The 18,632-nt window shown below is 48.2% G+C and carries 14 protein-coding genes; 1 reads left to right on the top strand and 13 read right to left on the bottom strand.

Annotation, left to right across the window (positions count from 1 at the left end; all coding sequences use genetic code 11):
- Positions 1-209: 209 nt before the first annotated feature.
- A complete protein-coding gene (locus PRZ03_RS10950; RefSeq protein WP_338109605.1) occupies positions 210-368 on the top strand; it encodes a transposase in 159 nt (52 codons plus the stop codon).
- 202 nt (positions 369-570) lie between these two features.
- Here the strand turns inward: PRZ03_RS10950 and PRZ03_RS10945 are convergent, their stop codons facing one another.
- The 13 genes from PRZ03_RS10945 to PRZ03_RS10885 form a co-directional block, all read right to left on the bottom strand.
- Positions 571-1,638, bottom strand: coding sequence for a glycosyltransferase family 4 protein (locus PRZ03_RS10945; RefSeq protein ID WP_273600326.1), 1,068 nt, complete (start codon positions 1,636-1,638; stop codon positions 571-573).
- Between the two features lie 5 nt (positions 1,639-1,643).
- Positions 1,644-3,122 carry a phenylacetate--CoA ligase family protein gene (locus PRZ03_RS10940; RefSeq protein ID WP_273600325.1) on the bottom strand — a complete coding sequence of 493 codons (1,479 nt, stop codon included), beginning with the start codon at positions 3,120-3,122 and terminating at the stop codon, positions 1,644-1,646.
- Between the two features lie 80 nt (positions 3,123-3,202).
- Positions 3,203-4,564 carry a phenylacetate--CoA ligase family protein gene (locus PRZ03_RS10935; RefSeq protein ID WP_273600324.1) on the bottom strand — a complete coding sequence of 454 codons (1,362 nt, stop codon included), beginning with the start codon at positions 4,562-4,564 and terminating at the stop codon, positions 3,203-3,205.
- A gap of 616 nt (positions 4,565-5,180) precedes the next feature.
- Positions 5,181-5,333: a hypothetical protein gene (locus tag PRZ03_RS10930; protein WP_273600323.1), complete on the bottom strand. Its 153-nt coding sequence runs from the start codon at positions 5,331-5,333 to the stop codon at positions 5,181-5,183.
- Positions 5,334-6,159: 826 nt separating this feature from the next.
- Positions 6,160-7,230: an acyltransferase family protein gene (locus PRZ03_RS10925; RefSeq protein WP_273600322.1), complete on the bottom strand. Its 1,071-nt coding sequence runs from the start codon at positions 7,228-7,230 to the stop codon at positions 6,160-6,162.
- Between the two features lie 830 nt (positions 7,231-8,060).
- Entirely contained in the window at positions 8,061-9,977 is a 1,917-nt protein-coding gene (locus tag PRZ03_RS10920; RefSeq protein WP_273600321.1) for an acyltransferase family protein, read from the bottom strand.
- Positions 9,978-10,835: 858 nt separating this feature from the next.
- Positions 10,836-11,426: a serine O-acetyltransferase gene (locus PRZ03_RS10915; RefSeq protein ID WP_273600320.1), complete on the bottom strand. Its 591-nt coding sequence runs from the start codon at positions 11,424-11,426 to the stop codon at positions 10,836-10,838.
- 91 nt (positions 11,427-11,517) lie between these two features.
- A complete protein-coding gene (locus PRZ03_RS10910) occupies positions 11,518-12,708 on the bottom strand; it encodes a glycosyltransferase family 4 protein (protein ID WP_273600319.1) in 1,191 nt (396 codons plus the stop codon).
- A complete protein-coding gene (locus tag PRZ03_RS10905) occupies positions 12,705-13,859 on the bottom strand; it encodes a glycosyltransferase (RefSeq protein WP_273600318.1) in 1,155 nt (384 codons plus the stop codon). The genes PRZ03_RS10910 and PRZ03_RS10905 overlap by 4 nt, the downstream gene beginning before the upstream one ends.
- Positions 13,860-13,861: 2 nt before the next feature.
- Positions 13,862-14,635: a GNAT family protein gene (locus PRZ03_RS10900; protein ID WP_273600317.1), complete on the bottom strand. Its 774-nt coding sequence runs from the start codon at positions 14,633-14,635 to the stop codon at positions 13,862-13,864.
- On the bottom strand, positions 14,632-15,627 hold the full coding sequence (locus PRZ03_RS10895) for a polysaccharide deacetylase family protein (RefSeq protein WP_273600316.1): 996 nt from the start codon (positions 15,625-15,627) through the stop codon (positions 14,632-14,634). The genes PRZ03_RS10900 and PRZ03_RS10895 overlap by 4 nt, the downstream gene beginning before the upstream one ends.
- On the bottom strand, positions 15,627-17,069 hold the full coding sequence (locus PRZ03_RS10890) for a lipopolysaccharide biosynthesis protein (protein ID WP_273600315.1): 1,443 nt from the start codon (positions 17,067-17,069) through the stop codon (positions 15,627-15,629). Before PRZ03_RS10890 ends, PRZ03_RS10895 begins: the two co-directional genes overlap by 1 nt.
- Entirely contained in the window at positions 17,060-18,580 is a 1,521-nt protein-coding gene (locus tag PRZ03_RS10885; protein WP_273600314.1) for an O-antigen ligase family protein, read from the bottom strand. The genes PRZ03_RS10890 and PRZ03_RS10885 overlap by 10 nt, the downstream gene beginning before the upstream one ends.
- Positions 18,581-18,632 lie beyond the last annotated feature (52 nt).

The following is an 18,632-nucleotide window of genomic DNA, read 5'->3' as shown; positions in this document are numbered from 1 at the left end:
TTTACCCTCCAGAACTCCCAAAAATCAATAGCGATTGAATATCTTTTTGGGAGTTCTGGCCATTGGCATTCACCCCGAGATGTCAGTAGCCATGGGGGTTGGCGGGGTTTTGCAGGGCCGACTCAGTACCTCAAGAGCAAGGGCATAGGCGCGACCTGATCCAGTTCAAAGGAAGTCGAAGCAATCCGGTGCATCCCTTGCAGACGCAGATGAACCAGGCCATTGCCACGCTGCGCTACAAGGTCGAGCAAGGCTTCGGGACGATGAAGAGAAAGTTTCACCTGAGCCGAGCGCGGTCCTTTGGAGCCGCCAAAACGCAGGCGCAGATGGCGTGGGCGGCGCTGGGTGTCAACCTACTCAGGCGATGAGGAAGCTGCAAAGCGGGCGGCTGCAACCGTGTGCAGGGAGTAGTCCGTCTTGATAGGCCAAAGGGCCCGAAGGAAGGGCCGAAAACCCTTCAAATCGCTCTAAAACCGACCGACTCTTTCCGCATCATGGAATCCTCGGCTGCCGCTGAGGTGGGCGAGTTTACGGAGCGGATTATGCAGCGGTCTCACTCAGCAACGACAGTTATTTGTATTTTTTCGCAGAGTACTTCGTATATTGGCCCTTGAGTTGGCCAACAACTCTGCTAGCTTCATAGCGACTTGATACCACCGCATATGCTTCATCAGCGAGTTGTTGACTAAGCAAACTATTGCTGAGTGTCGCGACAATTTCTGCTGCCATTGCGCTGACGTCGCCGACGTCTACCAATCGCCCTGACACTTGATGATCAAGTATTTCCGGAACAGCCGCTACCCGCGTGGCAACGACCGGACAACCAGCAGCCATTGCCTCTAAAACACTCATCGGCATTTGCTCAAAGTGCGAAGGCAACACATAAACACCAGCAGACGCAAGCCAAGCATTGCGTTCAGCCTCATTGACCCAACCTGCAAAATGAAGCTTGCGTTCAATCCCAATGGCCTGGGCCGAAGCTTTCACACCGGCGGTATCGCCGGCGCCGCAAACTACTAATCTGGCATCAGGGATCGTGAAAAGAACCATTTTAAACGCATCAAGCAAGTCATAAATGCCCTTCTCGCGCTGAATCCCTCCGATAAACAAAACATCCTTGCCTCGATTCGGAGCATTGCCCCTGGGCGGCACAATCATCGGGTTTGGCAACACCAAGACATTCTTGGCATTGCCAACCTCTAGCAACCACCGCTCTGCCTGCAACGTCAATGCAAATACCTGATCCGCCTTGGCGATAACAGCTAAAACAAATTTCTTTCGCCATGGAGGAATTCTCTCCTCTACAAACTGCGCAAACTCACCCCCGTGCAAATGGAATATCACCGGACGACGAAAAATATATGCCAAGCAAATAAAAATGGACTTCCGCCAAAAACTCTTGCCAGAAGCGACATGCGCATGTAAAAGCAACATGCGACCGGAAAGTAAAAACCCCAGATAGACCATCAAGCTATGGATCAACACCAAGCTACGACGTAGGAAGGAGCCCTGGCACTGTGTCCTAAGAAACTGACATCGACCATCAGCCTCGTAGCCACTACGCAGGTAAATGTCAATCACAGTCGACATTCCGCCCCGCGCGAAGCGGTCCGGACCAATCATGATCACCTTACGCATTTGGGCTACTCCGAATCCTGTTGTGTGGCACCCAGAAACTTACTCAGGTCAAGATGCTGAACTAACAGCTTATGCTTACCAGACGCAGTTCGCGCAATATCGTCAACCCGCACAACCTCAATTTCTAAGCCGCCCTGAGTTTTCTTAGAAATTCCTTCTCTCAAGGCCTGTTTGGAACGATCACTGGGCTCAGTTGCAGCCAAAACTTTAAGAATCGCTATGCCGGGGCTTGTCTGTTCAAACTGCATCCGGTCAGCAGTTGCAAGTTCCTCGAAATGCGCCGCGCCTATCGTCGCGATGGAAACCAAACGATTGTCTCGACAAACCAAAAACTCTTGCAAGCGCCCCTCCACCCGATCTAGTACTTGGAATCCCGGACGAATCGTGTTTGGCTCCGAAGTCCACATGGCCAAATCACCTGTCCTGTACCGAATCAAGGGCATGACCTTGTTGTCAAACCCCGTCGCAACAATTTCACCCAATACACCAGGCTTGTCGATCGGCCTACCAGAAAAATCAACCAATTCAACATAGCCATATAGCGGCCAAAAAAAATAGCGCTTATCGCCGGGCAATGATATCGCCTTAACGGCACGCTCCGAGTGACCGTAATCCAAGAGAACCGGGCAGCCAAAGACGCGCTCGAGCAGTTCAACTTGATAGGGATATACATTCTCCGAAAAGAGCTGTATGCCTTTGAACCTCCCAGTAATTTCAACGTCAGGGTATATATCAAGCCAATGTGCCAATGGCACGATGGCGGAAGGGAACGCATGGATGAACGTCGGCTTGAACCGTTTGATCGCACCAATGTAGCGCGCCATATACTCAGGCTCCAAATGATCAGAGCTGAGGTGCAAATAGCGCTTGATCGGGTCGTACATCCAGATTGGGCCTCCCTCCTTGTCAGCTCCGGGAACCGTTCGCCCCCTTAAAGCGAGAATTCGATCGGCAGGGCTGATACCAGCTACGCGGTCGAACGTGCCGTTATAAGCAAAATCTTTGGAGCGGGAGACAAACTTATGCAAATACAAGCGCATAGGTATGGACGTAGAACCGCCTGTATGCGCTAGCAAATGCGTGGAAGCGGGCATCGCATCAGACAGGAAACTTTTGGGCTTTGCCTTTATGTCCTCTTTGTTCAACAAAGGAAAGTGCCTCAGTAAGGCAATCGCCGGCTCGCCAGCATCACCCACCGAATAGCCTAGCTCACGAAAAGCGGGGACAGTGTCTGCGGCCCAGCGCAGGGTGGCGCGCAGGCGTTGATCAACAAGCGCAGGCAAACTCTCATAGGCATAACTAGACTCAATATCTGCAAGAAATCGGTGATACTCCTTTCCGTATCGCCAGCTATCCGGCAAGTACGCATAGGCTGAACCTGCCAATGTTTTCACAAACTGAGGGGCCTCTGTATAGTACTTCAAAAAAGGATGAATGTAATCCTCAAGCGGCATATTGAAGTTAACCTTATATTCTTGTACCAAACATCTACTCCAGATTGCGCAGAAGCTTCGAGGCACAAATTTCGGTTTTAATCTACCCCAGTCTCCAGGAGCACTTTAGTTCAGACCGTACGGACCACTACCCGCAGCTTCCCATTTCCAGTGCGGGGTACGCTCTCAACCAAATGGACCTTCACTTTCATATCATGGCCGATATAAGTTCGGACTGCCTCAATCGCTGCGGCCTCGTCAAACGGCGCGCCAGGCACTAAAGCCAGCACCAAAGTCAACTCATCGAGACTGTCTTGCCGGACTTGCCCTTCCAATATATGGGGAATATTGTCAATGGCATTGGACATCATATTGACGTGCCGGCCATCAGGCGAAATCACATAGTCGTCAATTCGACCTATCAAGGAAGAAACCAAAGGGAAATGCCGCCCGCAAGTGCATTGGCTACCCGTGGGCGCTGGCATAATTTCATCGCCCAACTTATAACGAATCCACGGCATAAGTTTGTTATCGAAGGATGTTCCCACAACCGAACAGGAACCACCCAACTCGGGCTCCAATTCTGTATAACTGTAGTCAGCCATGACGTGGTACTTACCATGTTCACAAGTACCAATCGCAGTCATACGCTCACAAGCGCCATACCAATCAAAAATCTGCACACCGAACGCTTCACTCACCAAGCGGCGGTGTTCATCGGTAACAGTTTCAGAGGAGGTCATCATGCCTCGCAAGCTTTTTCCCTTATAACGCCGACCGTTTGATATCAAATACCGGGCCAGCATCAAGATAGCTGATGGATAACACAAAAACACAGAGGGATCAAATAGCTCCAAGGCCTCAATATAGGCATCCGCAGTCAGCTCTGATAGGTGGTAAGAAGACAGCATCAACATATCTTCACCACGATTGTGTCGCCAAAACGGCGCCACTTTTTGATCAGCTGGCACAATCTTATCGCCGCGAATCCATGCTCGCCGGTCGCCGGGTTTGAAGCCGGCCCAAATCATCTGCCTCCATACGAAAGCATTTTCGCGGTTGATTGAATGTAAATCGCGCCAGCTCGTCATGGCCAAGCCAGTGGTACCACTCGTGTGGGCTTCAAACTTCAATCCCGAGTGCACTTCAGAAGTCATGCGCCGGCCTGCTTCGAAAGCATGCATCTTGGTCATTTGAGGAATCTTGCTGACATCCGCCAAAGACTTCAAGTCTCCCGGCTCAAATCCTGCGGCCTTGAAGTGCTCCCTGTAAAAGGGCACATGCAAACCAGCATGCGTCACCGTTGCCCGCAAACGCTTCAGCTGAAGCAAGCTGAGTTCATCGGGATCGAGCCACTGCGTGCGTAGCACTTCGTCCAGCTCTTTCTTCATCGCTGCGCCTTCACGCATCGAGCCTCTGACCCACCCACGCACACTCAACATTGCTTCTTGTAGCCAAACTGGACTGCCGACATAGTATTTCGCTGAATACATTTTCTCTCCCCAAAAAAAGAACTCAAGCTGCCACCCATGAACAAGGAAAAAGCAGAGTTGCTGCAAATAAGTTAAGTTTTTAAAAACATGAAATTATACTTGTTGGCGAAATTTTACCAACTCCTCACAATATCATCCTCAAGAACTTCACTGCGTCGAAATTTAACAGCCATCCATGTACGATGCGCCAGAAGACAGAGCTTTTTAGTGCGATTAAGTTAAGGGTTATTGGCATGAAAAACATTACGTCAGACGTTGTTTCCATAGAAATTCAATGACGGACAGAGTCGCATGAAATTAATGCAGGTAGGCACCGTCAATAATTTCAGCCAACGGCTTGAAAACTTGCTCTTTGAGTAAGCTGAGAGGTCCTATGAGTGCATCACCATTAATCGAATGCCAAAGCTTGACGCTTAATAGTCCACTGCACGGAGCATGGCCGCCAATGACCTCATTTGGATTCAGTCAATTTATGATTTCCATTCGGAGACCAAGCACAACGATTCGGCTGCACTTGATAAACCAAGCATCGCTCGCGCAAGAAAAGACAGATTATTGTTTGGCAGGCTAGTGTCAAACGTTCTCTAATCTAGAAATACGCCACCCCAAAAACCCTTTAGTCGCTTCTTTGGTGAATACCGTGTTCGCCAACAAACAATTCCTTCATGTTCAATACGCCCACCAGCATGTTGACAAATCCCGCGTCTCCGCCAGCCATGATGTATTTATCGAGAAGCACCTCCACCGTCCAGGGGTCAACGGAGGTCATGTCGACGATAGTATCGAGTGCACCGCAGTGATCTTCATATACGCGCTAGGCCGCACACAATCAATCGAGGAATAAAATGACACAAAAACCAAAACAAACGTACAGACCCAACAGCTTGAATATGAAACACCAATCTTAGGGAAACAAATCCCAACGATAACCCATCTTGAAGAACATTTAAGATTGTGCTCACGCTCTCCCTCCAATTTTCAATTCTGGCGACTGCCTCCGTCAGTGCAACTCGCCTCTTAGAAACCAAGTTCAATGCTGCTTGGCGCACCATATGAAATTATCATTTCACCGATATATATTACACAAGATATCGCCACAGCCCCGGCTGCTTTTCAAAAATTCAATCAATTTAATCTAGCTATCCCAGTCAATATTTTTAACTATCAATTTACTTATCCGAACACCCTAACCTTTAAGTTAGCCAACCAGTTTGAGCCGGTCCCCACCTGCAGTGAATAATAAAACTTTCGCGTAACCCAGCCGCCCCAAGCAAAACTAATACACTTCGTAAAATGAGGCACACAAGGCGCGCCGCCAAATATCGAATTTCGAGCAACGGAAAATTGCACCCACATTGACATACGCCTTAAATTTACATCAAAAATCTTAGCCAAGGGAATATTTGCATCGCAGAATTACTTCTTCAACCGCAAGATCAAAATGAATCCCCGGACATTTAATCGCTCAATCATTAAACATCTCAATATTAATACACAACTTCCATGCTACAAAATAACAAACATAGATAACACTTACCATCAAGGACCTAAAGCAAGCCGAATTGACAAATTTATTCCCAAGGCGCGACCAAGACCTATTTAAATAAAAACCGCAGATGCAAAGCTTGGTCCCACCATAAATTCAACGCATTTTTCATCCTAGAGGCAAAGCGTTTCTCAACTTGCGTATGCACCACATAGGCCAAAAATAAGGAAAGCGCCACCATCCCCCACAGCAACACATGCGAATTTACTCGAGGATAGCCGTTGTTAAAAACCATAAACCCAATATACTGATGAACCAAATATAGTGGGTAAGTCAAAGCACCAAGGATTACCCAACTTATCCGTCCTACTCCCCCTGTTTTCCGAAGGGCCACCAATAAAAGAACAACAAAGAAAGCTGAGATAATACCAACAACAACATAGACATTTAAAGCTGTACGATAATGCGAATAAAAGTTTTCTACAACACTTGCTTGTTGAGAAACCGCCAACACCCAAGAAAGCAGCACAATTAACATCCGAGACCAACTAGCCCCATTTTTCATAATCAAATAGTAAGCTGCGCCGGCAATGAAGTATGCCGCATAGTTTTGAATCAGTAGGCGCCCAATTTTCCCATTCGGAAACATTTCCACCGCCGCCACGGCTACGAGCCAGACCCATAAATAGCGTTCAGCGTGGTGGATTTTTCTGAATACCAGAACCAATGAAACGAATGCATAGAATTGCATCTCAACAAAGAGCGACCAATACGCACCATCAATCGAACTCACGCCAATAAATCCACTTAGCATGGTTAAATTTATTAGATATTGGCTCATGCTTGCATGAAATACAGGGGAACCGAATGCAAGAATTGCCAAAAATGTCAACGTACAACAGGCCCAAAAAGCAGGATAGAGACGCACCACTCTCGATATCAAAAAGCCACGCAAGTTAGCCTCAGCGGCAGTCATTAATATAACGAATCCACTGATCATAAAAAATAGCTCCACGCCAAGATACCCGTACTTTGCCAAAGGCGCCAATAAGGGATATGGCATCACCGACTTACCGTCGGCAGCAAAGCCACGAAAGGCATAATGGAATAATACTACAGACATAGCCGCAAGAAAACGCAGCAAATCTATTTCATTAACCCTAGCGCCAACCGTTTTCATGCAAAACCTCAAATAATAAATAGTCTTCCGACTATGCGGCAACAACAGAGCACTTAAAAAACCCACCCCGAAAAAAAAGGAAAAAAATAATTATCGCCCTTCAATTGAGGAAAAATGATGTACTGCTGATTTCAAACAACCCAATACCTCCCACTCCCAGTCCTATATATTATCTTCAAGCCTGAACTCAACGCAAGAATCACATTGCTTGAAATATCCCTATATGTCCCTACAGGACCGTATTGGCGCTAATCTTCAGGTAGTTGCCAATTGTTATCCTGCCAAAAATTAGCCCACACAGGGCAATATACAAGTGATCCGCTACAAGCCGCCTCAAATAAGTTAAGCCCGCAAAATTTTAATTTTACACTTGGAACTGTTGTTTGGAAAACATGTCAACAATGTCATCTTCGAACACTTGATTGCTTACACATTTAACAGCCATCCATGCGGGCTACATCAGGTGTCAAATCTTTTCAATGCGATTGGGATTAGGGCTAAAGGGCGGCAAAAATATAACGCCAAACCTTCTTTCTCTAAAATTTCGATGATGTGTCGATTGGCGTTGGATTTATGTAAGGATGTGTTGTCATGAATTGCAGTCAACAGTTTCCAACATATTCTTTGAACGAAATGAGAAATTCAGTGAGTACATTGCTGGTCATCGATTGCCCTACCTTGATGCTGGATATTCTGCCCGTAGACAGGATGATAGCCAATACGTTGAGTCGCTTACCTCGTGTGGATTCAATCATGTGAAGCCCGCCTTTCGGTGTCCAAGCACTACGGAGTCGTACACCAGATAAAGCAGGCCTAAGCCCCAAAAATTGCTATCTGGCCTGCAAAAGAACAGACAATGCGGAATGTTCGAAAAGGCGCATCCCGGCAAACCTTGCCCCAGCCTGGGTAAGGTGAGTACCGTCAAAAGATTTCAACTCCTTCTCATCCGTAAACAGCAAGCAACTTTCTCCACTCCCGCATATTGCATCCTGCATGCTTACGAATGTACCGGCAGGCGAGTTCCTTTTGAGAAGGGCTTCCATTTGTCGAGTCTCCGACCTTACACGATGAGCAGTCAAATAGCGTCGGTCCTCGGGCGTCTTAACGAGGTCGCGAACCACAACATCTCCAACACGCTTGGGTCCAGCAACAAAAAGTTTTTGATTGGCATTCAAGGCCAAAAACTCAATTGTCTCAGGCAATTTTACAGCCGACCATTTTGCCCAACTGCTTGTCAATACAATTACATTGGCGGCAGCCGCCCTACCTTTAAGTTCCATTGAGTTGCGAAGTTTTTGGCACGTCGGACGGTAGCGATCCTCCACATTGGCCTTCACATCACTTTTCCCAAAATAAACCTGACACTCTTTAGGCACTAAAAACGTCCGAACTTCTGCGCCGGGCAACCTATTGCTCTCATAAATTGAATTGACAAAGTCCTGCGCATAACTATCTCCGATAACCAATATCTTCAGCGAATCATCCCTCGAAAAATCTTTGGCGAGCGCAAAAAATTTAGCTTGAACATATTTCCCTTGGGCGGGAACATCGGCCAGTGCAGCTAACTTAAGGTCGGCATCAACAAATCGGCCCGACCAACCATCGGTTTTTTCGGACCATACGCCTACCATCCCAAGAATCACCGTAGCAGACAATGAAAGCCGGATCAGAACCAGCTTAGTTATATTTTTTTTGTTTCTAAAAGGAACCTCAACAAACCGCCAACTCAAATAGGCCAAAGCCAAAGAGACAAACGTAAGAGCAAGATATACTACAACTGAAGGACCGCCCTCAATTCGAATTCGAGCAAAAGCAAACAGGGGTTGATGCCAAAGGTATGCGCTGTAGGATATAAGCCCTATGACAACCAATGCGCGGTGTGCAAGCAAGCGATTTATCCAGGTTCGATCTCTAGCAAACAATATAATTAACCCAGTTCCGATCGTGGGCAATAGTGCATAGGCGCTGGGCATTGGAGTAAATTTATCGAATGCGACAATGGCGAACACCAACATTGAGAATCCGGCCAATGATGCCATATTGCAAGCTAGCAGATTAAATTTTCTTTGCTGTATATCACTCCTTGACCAAAGCGCAATCAAGCTTCCAACCATCAATTCCCATGCCCGCGTAAAAGGCAGAAAGAAATTGCTTGATAGCTTGCCTGTTCTCCAACTCCATTCACTTAGCCCAAAAGACATTACTGCTAACATTAAAACGATCAAGAATGTAAGGGACGCACGAAGCTTAAATCGCCAGGCAGCCCATATGATCAGAGGGAACAAGATATAGAACTGCTCTTCTACTCCAAGGCTCCATGTATGCAGAAGTGGAGCCTCTTCTGCAGATGGTGCAAAATAGTTCGTCGTTCGCCAAAAATAAACATTTGGGATCAGGGCCAATACAGACAGCAGACTTCGCGAAAAAGACTGTGCTTCGGTAGGCAGCATCCATAGCCAAACAAACGGAATACATGCCGCCATCACCAAGAAAAGCGCGGGCAATATCCGCCTAGCTCTTCTCTCATAGAATGCAGCAATTGAGAATTTATCTTGACTGCAATCATGAGCAATGATAGTCGTGATTAAGTAACCACTGAGAACAAAGAAAACATCAACGCCGACGTACCCTCCTCCGAACCCAGAAAACCCCGCGTGGAACAAGACCACCGGCAAAACAGCCAAGGCTCGAAGACCATCAATTTCAGGTCTATATTTAATGTTACCGTGAGACGCGTGTGGCTTCATTTCTTGTCCAATTACCACTACAGTTATTCAATATTCAGATGACTGCAGTACACGATTGTTTCAAATAAATTAATGAATTTTAACCACTAATATCGGGACTAGTGCAGAATGTCAGATTGAAAAAGTTTCGCAGCAGGACACAAGTCTACCCGGCGCCTATTAAATCCCGCAGGATCTTCACGAGGATTATGGGACCTTCAGCTGCTATTGACGCGCCGATAACCGATGGGCCACGATTCAAGCATTGACCCATTCGGTATCATCAAACGCAATTGAAATCCCTGAGCGTTAGCTTAACCAACTAGCTGTGGCCAATTGATGTTCATTTCGGGTTTCCATCTGCTTGGCCCTGAGCAGAAAAAATGACAATACCCTTTGCGCAGCCCTATCTCTGGCTATACCGTGCCCTTGCCTGCACGCAAAATAATTAAAAACCCCAACACAATACTATCTAAATTTAGCCAGCGTCAGGCTTCTTATGCATTCCATATGGCGGGAAAAATATTCGCCCCACCTACTTTGTACTAATCCCATGTAACCCTGTCCGGGAACCACGTATCGAAAATTTTTTCAACAGTCGGTCAAGCGTCATTTAAAACCCGGAAGTTAAGAATATCAATCACCGCTGCTTCATAATCATAGCGATCAGCCCTCGCCAGAAACGGCTAGGGTTTAACTAAAAAGTCGCAAATCGACTTGAACAATAGATGAACACAAGGCCATGGCCGGGTGCCGAAAATCAATACAATTCAGGGTTTTCATGCTGCCAAGAGTAAGCCTCGAAAAAATATTGCCAGCTCCGACAGTCCGTTGCCGCTTCCCTTGCAAGATATCAAACCTCTCCTCTCAATATTTATTTTACTTTTTTTGTGGAGGATAGTTTGTTCTGTTTACGTAACCCTTTGAGCCCTTCATGGAAAGGATTCTGGCAGGCACTCCTGCAACCGTAGCACCTGAAACAACATCCCCCGTAACTACCGCATTCGCCCCTATAGCTACGCCATCGCCAATAGCTGCTGAGCCGATAACTTTCGCACCAGGCCCAATATAAACATCGTTACCAATCGTTGGACAACCCTTCTTGTCACCGAAACTAATGCTACCAAGCGTAACCCCTTGCGAAATGTTGAAATTATCACCGATTTTACAAGCGCCGTTAATGACGATGCCACCAAAATGCCCAACATAAAATCCCACACCTATTTTTGTGGACAGCGGAATTGAAATACCAAACCTGTATTTATAGTGACGCAACACTAGGTAACAAAGCGGAAAAAAAGTCACCTTCAAAATAAACTTAGACCGAAATAATGCCGCGGTCCTGAACCAAAATATATACTTATATGACTCGCCAAGCAGGAGCAATTTTGCGACACTTAAGAATGAATAACTGCCGGAAATTCTGAACGCATCAGCCTTGACACAATGACTATATTCACGCCAATCCATAGAAAAATTCCATATTCAAATCTCACGCCACAATAGTAATTTTAGATATATATATTCAACTAAGCAGTACAAGTCATACAAGAGAAAATCTTCAAGTGCTTGCCGCCACAGCACCAGCTGTTTTGTCGCACAAGCTCAATAGCAACTGAATGTACCTAGCGGCCGCCTGCTCGGGCGAATGCTCTTGCTTGAAATACAGAAATGCACGGTCGCTGAAGTTCGCATAAATTGACGCGTCGGACATGAGTTCCATGATTTTTGCAAGTAAGGCAGCATCGTCGGCGACCAGGGCGTAGGGTGGCGAGCCATTCAACCTCGAACCTGTATCAAACATCGCAACACAGGGCACACCTCGGGCCCATGCTTGCAAGAATGTATTGGGGAAGCCCTCATGGTCCGATGTATTGACCAACAGCGCTGCCTGATCAAAAAATTGGTCGGCATCGGCAAATGGCACAAAGCCCATAAAGCTCACATTTGGAAGGTCATCAGCCTCGGCCTTGATCCTTTCAAAATACTCGTTGACCGCACCCGTTTCCCCAAGGGCGCCCCCTATCATGCGAAACCGCAAATGAGGCAGCGCTCGCGCCAATTGCAAAAAGCGATCCGGCCGCTTGACCGGCCTGATCATGCCGACCCAAAGCACTTCGCCATGTTGACCAGGAGATGTCGCCAATTCACCGCCTTTTTTTCCTGGGTTGTAGCAACTGGGAATCAACACGCCTTCCCGGCCATGGTGCTGCCGCAGCAATTCTTGCTGGCGCGGATTTTGTAGCACCACCGCTGACACGGCAGCCAAGCCACGATTGAATGCAAACCTGTCCTTGGCTCCGGTCAGGTTGGGTGGGCCGGGCTGAAAATCCAGATCAGAAGCTCCCGCATAGATTGATGGTTTTCCGGCCATGCGCGCCCACGCCGCCACTAGACCCGTGGTCATGCCCGAACAACGTTGGTAATAAACATCTGCATTGATTCGCTTCATGGCCGCGAACAAACCACTCATGCGTGGATGGAAAAACCGCAGGCCCGGCACACCGGCGCCAGGGGCAAAGCAGCGGTGCACCTCTATGCCGTCGATCACCTCGATGGCAGGCTGCCCGAAGTCCAGGCAAATCAAACTCACACGAACGCCGGCCTCGACCAGAGCCCGGGCAATCATTACCTGCTGCACCTGTGCGCCGCCCACTAATCGGTAGTCCGAGCGCCCGGCAAGCACAGGGTACGCGGTCAATGCGACCATACACAAGTGCAAAGGCTTTGCAGTAATGCCCTGTTTGGTCATTTGCCTGCCTCCAATAAACAAGCCCTATAGACCGCTTCCAGCGAGAGTACTGCTTGTTCAATGCTGGCATGCTGATCTACCCAAACCTCTTGTGCCAGTTTTACAGCTTTCGCCTCTGCACCACTAGCACGCTCTAATGCCGACACTAGCGAAGCAACATTCCTTTCAGCAACTACCTGCCAAGGCAAAGGCAAGATGCGACGAATATCAGAATACTCTGTACTGACAACAGGCAATCCGCTGGCCATGGCTTCCAGCACGACATTGGGAAAGCCCTCTCGTATTGATGTCGATAGCAGGACATCGCTTTGCGCCATTAATTCAATTACATTATCTACCGCGCCAAATCGGTGGACCCTAGCTAGGGAGGGAAGATCGGAGAACAAACCCTCAACAACTGCCGCATAAGCCTGGGATTGATCAAACTCCTGAACTGTATATGGCATTGATTTGGCGTAGCCTGCACCAATAAAGAGGCAATGCCATTTGCCGGCCTCAATCAACAATAGTTCACGCACAATTTTCAAAGCTAAAACATAGTCTTTTTCGGGCTTGATTGAACCAACAAAGCACAACAATTTATCGCCATGGTCCATACCAAGACTGGCCCTCAGACCAGTGGCTAAACTAGCTCGCTGCCTTACAGCGCACAAGTCAATGCCATTCCAGACAACATGTACACGCTCGGGCGGGAAGGCAAACAATCTTCTCGCAAATTCAGCGCCTGCATATGAATTGGCAACGACTGCCCGAGTAATGTGCTTTGTCAAATGGTGGCCTATAGTTTGCGCCCGCCGCAAACTATAGTCAGAGCTACGCTCTGCGCTTAAGCAAACTGCCCCACCGTTGGCAACGGCAGCCAAGCGTGCATATAAATTTCCATCAAATAAAAACCCATGCACCACTTCAGGCTGCCAAGCTGAGACGAATGCGCGCATTCGGCCAATCAAGCTAAAATCCAAACGGCTACGTTTCTCATCGTGAATCACCTTCACGCCATGTTCTTCTAACTGGTGCGGACGCTCGCTTTGCCCCGACATAGAGTAGATCACAACCTCATGCCCCCGAGCGCCCAAACCTTTTGCTAACGCAATCAACTGTGTTTCAGCGCCACCGTATCCAAGGCTGGGGCAAACGAAAAGCAATCTCACAATTAACCGCCCTTGCTACGCAAACCGCGCAACCAAAGATATAGCTTCCCTTTAAGAGTCAGCGCAATTTGACCTTCGAACTCCTGAATCGGCTTGCCACCAAACTCTTCCTTGAACGCATTGATACGGAGCTTTTCCTTATCCTCGCATCCAGCGTACCAGCCACCAAAATCATAGCTTGCGACGCCATGACTAGCGAAAGCCTGCATGTCTTGCCAATGCAACCAGCGATTCGCCCGCCCCACCAAACTGCGAAACCCAGCCTCGGCCTGATGCTCTCGGAACTGCGAGGCAGAATGCAACAACCGCACACGCTCTCCAACAAGTATGTAGCTGTGCCAAACCAACACCTGTTCACCACGTTTGACGCAGGTGAGCTTTAGACATCCTGCATCCGCGGCCGCTTGCAAATAAGAACGATCAACCGGACTAAGTGATTTCTGAAGAGCAAACCCGTCAAAAAAATCTGAAAATTGATTCAGTTCAGATGGTCCGGGGCTTTGCATTAGCTCAAAAACAAGCCCATCTTTCGTCTGAGCCCGACGAATTTCATACTGGGCATCCTTCTTGAACGTAGCCTGGATTTGCTCAGTGGGCATATTCAACTGGATCAATAAGGTGTGTTTTGGAGTCGCATTCCCCTTCCAGTCGCCCGCTGGCCACTGCCGCATCAATTGCACATCAGCTATTGCATCACTTGCGCTAGGTCCGAACCAACATTCCCTGATAATGACCCAACGGGTATGAGTCACTACACAAGCCGCCAGCCCACTCATGCCGAACCTCGATTTGGTACCCTTGCTTGGGCTCTAAATTGCGTTGAAAATTCCGACAGGGTAAAGCCCCGATGAGTCTGCGACACCAGTTCAAAAACCTGACGAACGTCCGCCATCATCTGATCGACCTCGACCTGATTGATGAAATAGGGGCTGCCCCCAGGCATGAATTCTGAGGAATGAATCATGAATTCCAGATGTCCAGCGCGTGACGCTTCCGCCTCAACTAGCGCTAGCATCTGCTCACGATTGCCACGCTGCGGGCGGAGCCATGAAACCTCCGGATACCGCCGCCCAACCACTGATCGAAAACCGCGCAATTTATAGACCCATGGTATCTTTTTCTTACACCATGACTGACGCGTAGTCATTGGAACTTCGAGCAATCTAGAGCTACCTGGCTTCGAGATATCTAAAGTATCTATAAAATAGGCCTCTTCTGGAAAGTTTGTATAATCTGTGCCCCCCGAACCATCCGGATTACCTTTAATAGCGCGCCAAGACACGCCAGGCGTAACCGAGCAGTCGACGAGATACCCTTCATTCAGTAATGCCAATGCATAGCGCTCATCAAATGCCCAACGGCCGGCCCTGTGAGAAAGCATCTTCACGCCGAAGGTATCTTCGAGAAGCCTTGTCTGAAAAGCCAATTTTTCGGCAATTACTTTGTCTGGATACTCAATCAAAAAAGGGTGGTGAAGGTGATCAGCCTTAGTAATAATATGCTCCGGAGGGCTATCCCAAGCATGAATATGGCAACCTATTTCTGCACCACCTCGTGCAATCGCTTCCCGTCCTAGCGCCACGAATTCTGCTGACCTCGCCATCTCGTAGTTTGTCAGGTAAGTTGGCTTAAATTCAAATTCATCACATAGAGCCTGGAACCTTGGCAAATAACGTGCATTCTCAACCCCGGCCAATGCCGGCTTACCCCACAAATTATCGCCTTCTGTATCTATCGTAATAATAAATGGTTTTTTATCAACACTCATTACCTATACCCACCCTCAATAGACAGTGATTTAGGGAACCAACCCAACAATTTGCACAGTCCCAAATAGACCGCCCCCGCAACTAAAGCGCTGATGCTAATACACACAATAACAGAGCAGCCACCCTTCAACACCTCGAACAATGCTCTGGCAAGAAGCCCCAAAACCCAACACAGCGAGAACCGTTGCACCAAATCAAGCCAGGGTTGCATGGCCAGAGCAGATATCCCTAGATGCGAAGCCAAGCAGCGAACAATCAACCAACGCTCTACTACAATAGAAACAACGGTACCAAAGGCCGCTCCAATTATTCCAAACATCAATCCACCAGCTGCGCTCAACACAGCTGACAATACTAACAAGGGCAGATTTATACGTGCGACATATCCATTTTTATTAAACAGCAAAACCAAACCATTCATATCGACCACTTGCACGAGCCAAACAATGGTCAATACTCGCATCACCGGAACCGCATCCAAATAGATATCAGTATAAATCAAGGTATAAATTGGCTCGCCGAAACACCAAATAAATGCCAAAACCGGGAAAGCAATAAATGCGACCGCCAAATTAGCCCTGTGGTTTGTCTCTATCAGAGCATCAATGTCACCGGCAGTATGCAGGCGACTCATTGTGGGCAGCAAAACTCCTGAAACTGCCCGGCGCGCCATGAACACCAAGGGCCCGAATACCGCTGCCAAAGAGAATGAAGCAAACAATGTGACACTGAACATGGCAGCCACAATCCACTGATCGACTTGTCGCCTAAGTCCGAACAACAACCCCGAAATACCCAGAGGCAGAGCACGCCGCCACTGCTCTACAAGATCTGCGCGCAAGGGCATAGCTTGCAGCACAGAATGTTGGGATTGCGTGTAGTACAACAATAAGCATGCTTTAGCCGCAGCAGTCAATACCAATGCCCAAAACACAGGCTCAGCTTGGCCAAAATGAAACGCTGCCCACCCAGCTGCAACCGCCCGAAAAGCAGCCAAACAAATGACTACCTTAGCCTGCCATTCTGGCCGCTCATCGGCGAGCGGCAGGTAGTCAAGCAGCACACCAAACATCCATAAAGATGTGAACGTAGCAGCCGGAAGCAACAAAGCGCTCAATCCAAGCGAGTTGGAAGCTAGGAACAATCCGAGCCCGCAGATCAATCCGGCTGTCACACCGGCGACTGCCATATACAAAACCGACCAAGCGACAAGGCTGCGGCGCCGAGTGACTGATGCGGATGGGAGCATAACGGCCAAAACATCAGGCATGGCCATCGGCAACATGGTTGCAGCCGTACCTGCAATGAGCCACAAAAGGCGGTAAGAGCCAAAATCCTCCACCGTCAAATGCCGCACCAGCAACACCGGCAACAGCACTTGCAACGCAAGTTCAATCACCTGGGCAATGCCTAACCAGGCCGATTTACGACCTAAACCCATGCGCGCCCCTTGGATACGCGCAACAATTCCGGCTGTCGCTTCAAATTCCTACTCTTGTTTGGCAAGACAGCGATAGGCTTCTTGGCAATTACCCCTAGAGCTATACCCAATGCACCGAGATATACCGCGTGGGAAATGCCGAAAACCAAAGAAGAACCTGACAATCCTTGCACTAGAAAGGCCAGGAAGGCAGCGCAAATACCATCGAAAAATGCCCGCTCCACAGGATCACGTTCGGCATCTCGCGACAGTGCACGCCAAAGCCGCCAAATGCTAACAAGAAAGAAAACAACCAAGGCTCCAAGCACTACGCCATAGTCCATCAGTAAAAGCAAGTACGCATTGTGTGGATGCCCAACGACAATTATGCCGCTACGGGCCGCCTGACTCCACATCGTGGAGTTGATGCCATTCCCAAGCAATGGTTGCCTTGCAATTTCTGGAGCCAATGGAGCCCAAATATCTCTCACCCGACCAGCAGTGAGTGCGTCATTCTTCGCGCCCACCGCCCCAATTTCAAAACCTTCGGTAACCCGGTCTTGGATAGGTTGTGGCGCAAACAGCACTGCAACTGAAACTACGATTAAACCTCCTAAAATCCAAACTGGCTTGCGAAGTCTAAATACGAACAAAATGGTAACTATCAAAAGTGCCAACATGGCGGCGCGGGAAAACGTCAACAAAGTCGCCGACAACACCAACACACCAACTCCTGCTATGCCGACCTTAGACCAGCCACTCTTCAAATGCCTGAATATAAACAGGCAGGCTGCATAGGCAGGCAACAAGGCCACCCCAATCTCATTGGCATGCATTCCGGTAGGGGACAAGAATGTTCGGGCGCCTGCCGAGGATAAACTACCAAAGGAGAAACCGGACATCGCTACAAAAAACCAAACCATACAAGCTATTCCTGCTGAACCCGCCACTATGGCAGCTATCCAGCCCTGCACGCCCTTAGACCTGGCTACTGCATTTGCCAAAAGCCACACCGAACCAAACAGCATTAGTGGTTTGACAAACACGTCGCGAAAGTACTGAGGTCTCGATTCGAACAAGTCTGGCTGCTCCAAACGGTAGAACAATGGGATTTGGTGTAGGTGCCCAGACCCAATGTAAGTAGCAACGAGCATCGCCAACATAACAGGCCAAAAGAATCTAAAACCTTCCACTTTCACGCTAGTCTGAGTTCGTGCAAAGAATCTAGACAACCCGAAGCTTAAAAACCCGAGAATAAACATCAGGTTGAACGGATTCACTCCAGTTAAGCCAAACAACTGTCGAGGGAAGAACTGGGTACTCGAAAGCGGAAGCATAATGACCATTGCCACTACACAGACCCGAAAATCAATTGATCCAATTACAATAAAAACCAAGCCTAAAACAAACAATAAAACATATATTCCCGCACCAAGCCCAATCAAACCTGCCAGGATAATAGCCAACCCTGCCACTGCGATAAACAACAGCACAGGACCGAGCATTTGATTTATTTTTGATTTTTGCTGCATATGTGATTGAGGGCTGCACAGATAAAAAAAGCGCGTTGAGTGCCGCGTCACT

Origin of the sequence: Roseateles albus (assembly GCF_028595345.1) — a bacterium.
Taxonomy (GTDB): Bacteria; Pseudomonadota; Gammaproteobacteria; order Burkholderiales; family Burkholderiaceae_C; genus Paucibacter_A; species Paucibacter_A albus.
Note: the sequence above shows the minus strand (reverse complement) of the source record. Positions and strands in the feature narration are given on the sequence as shown.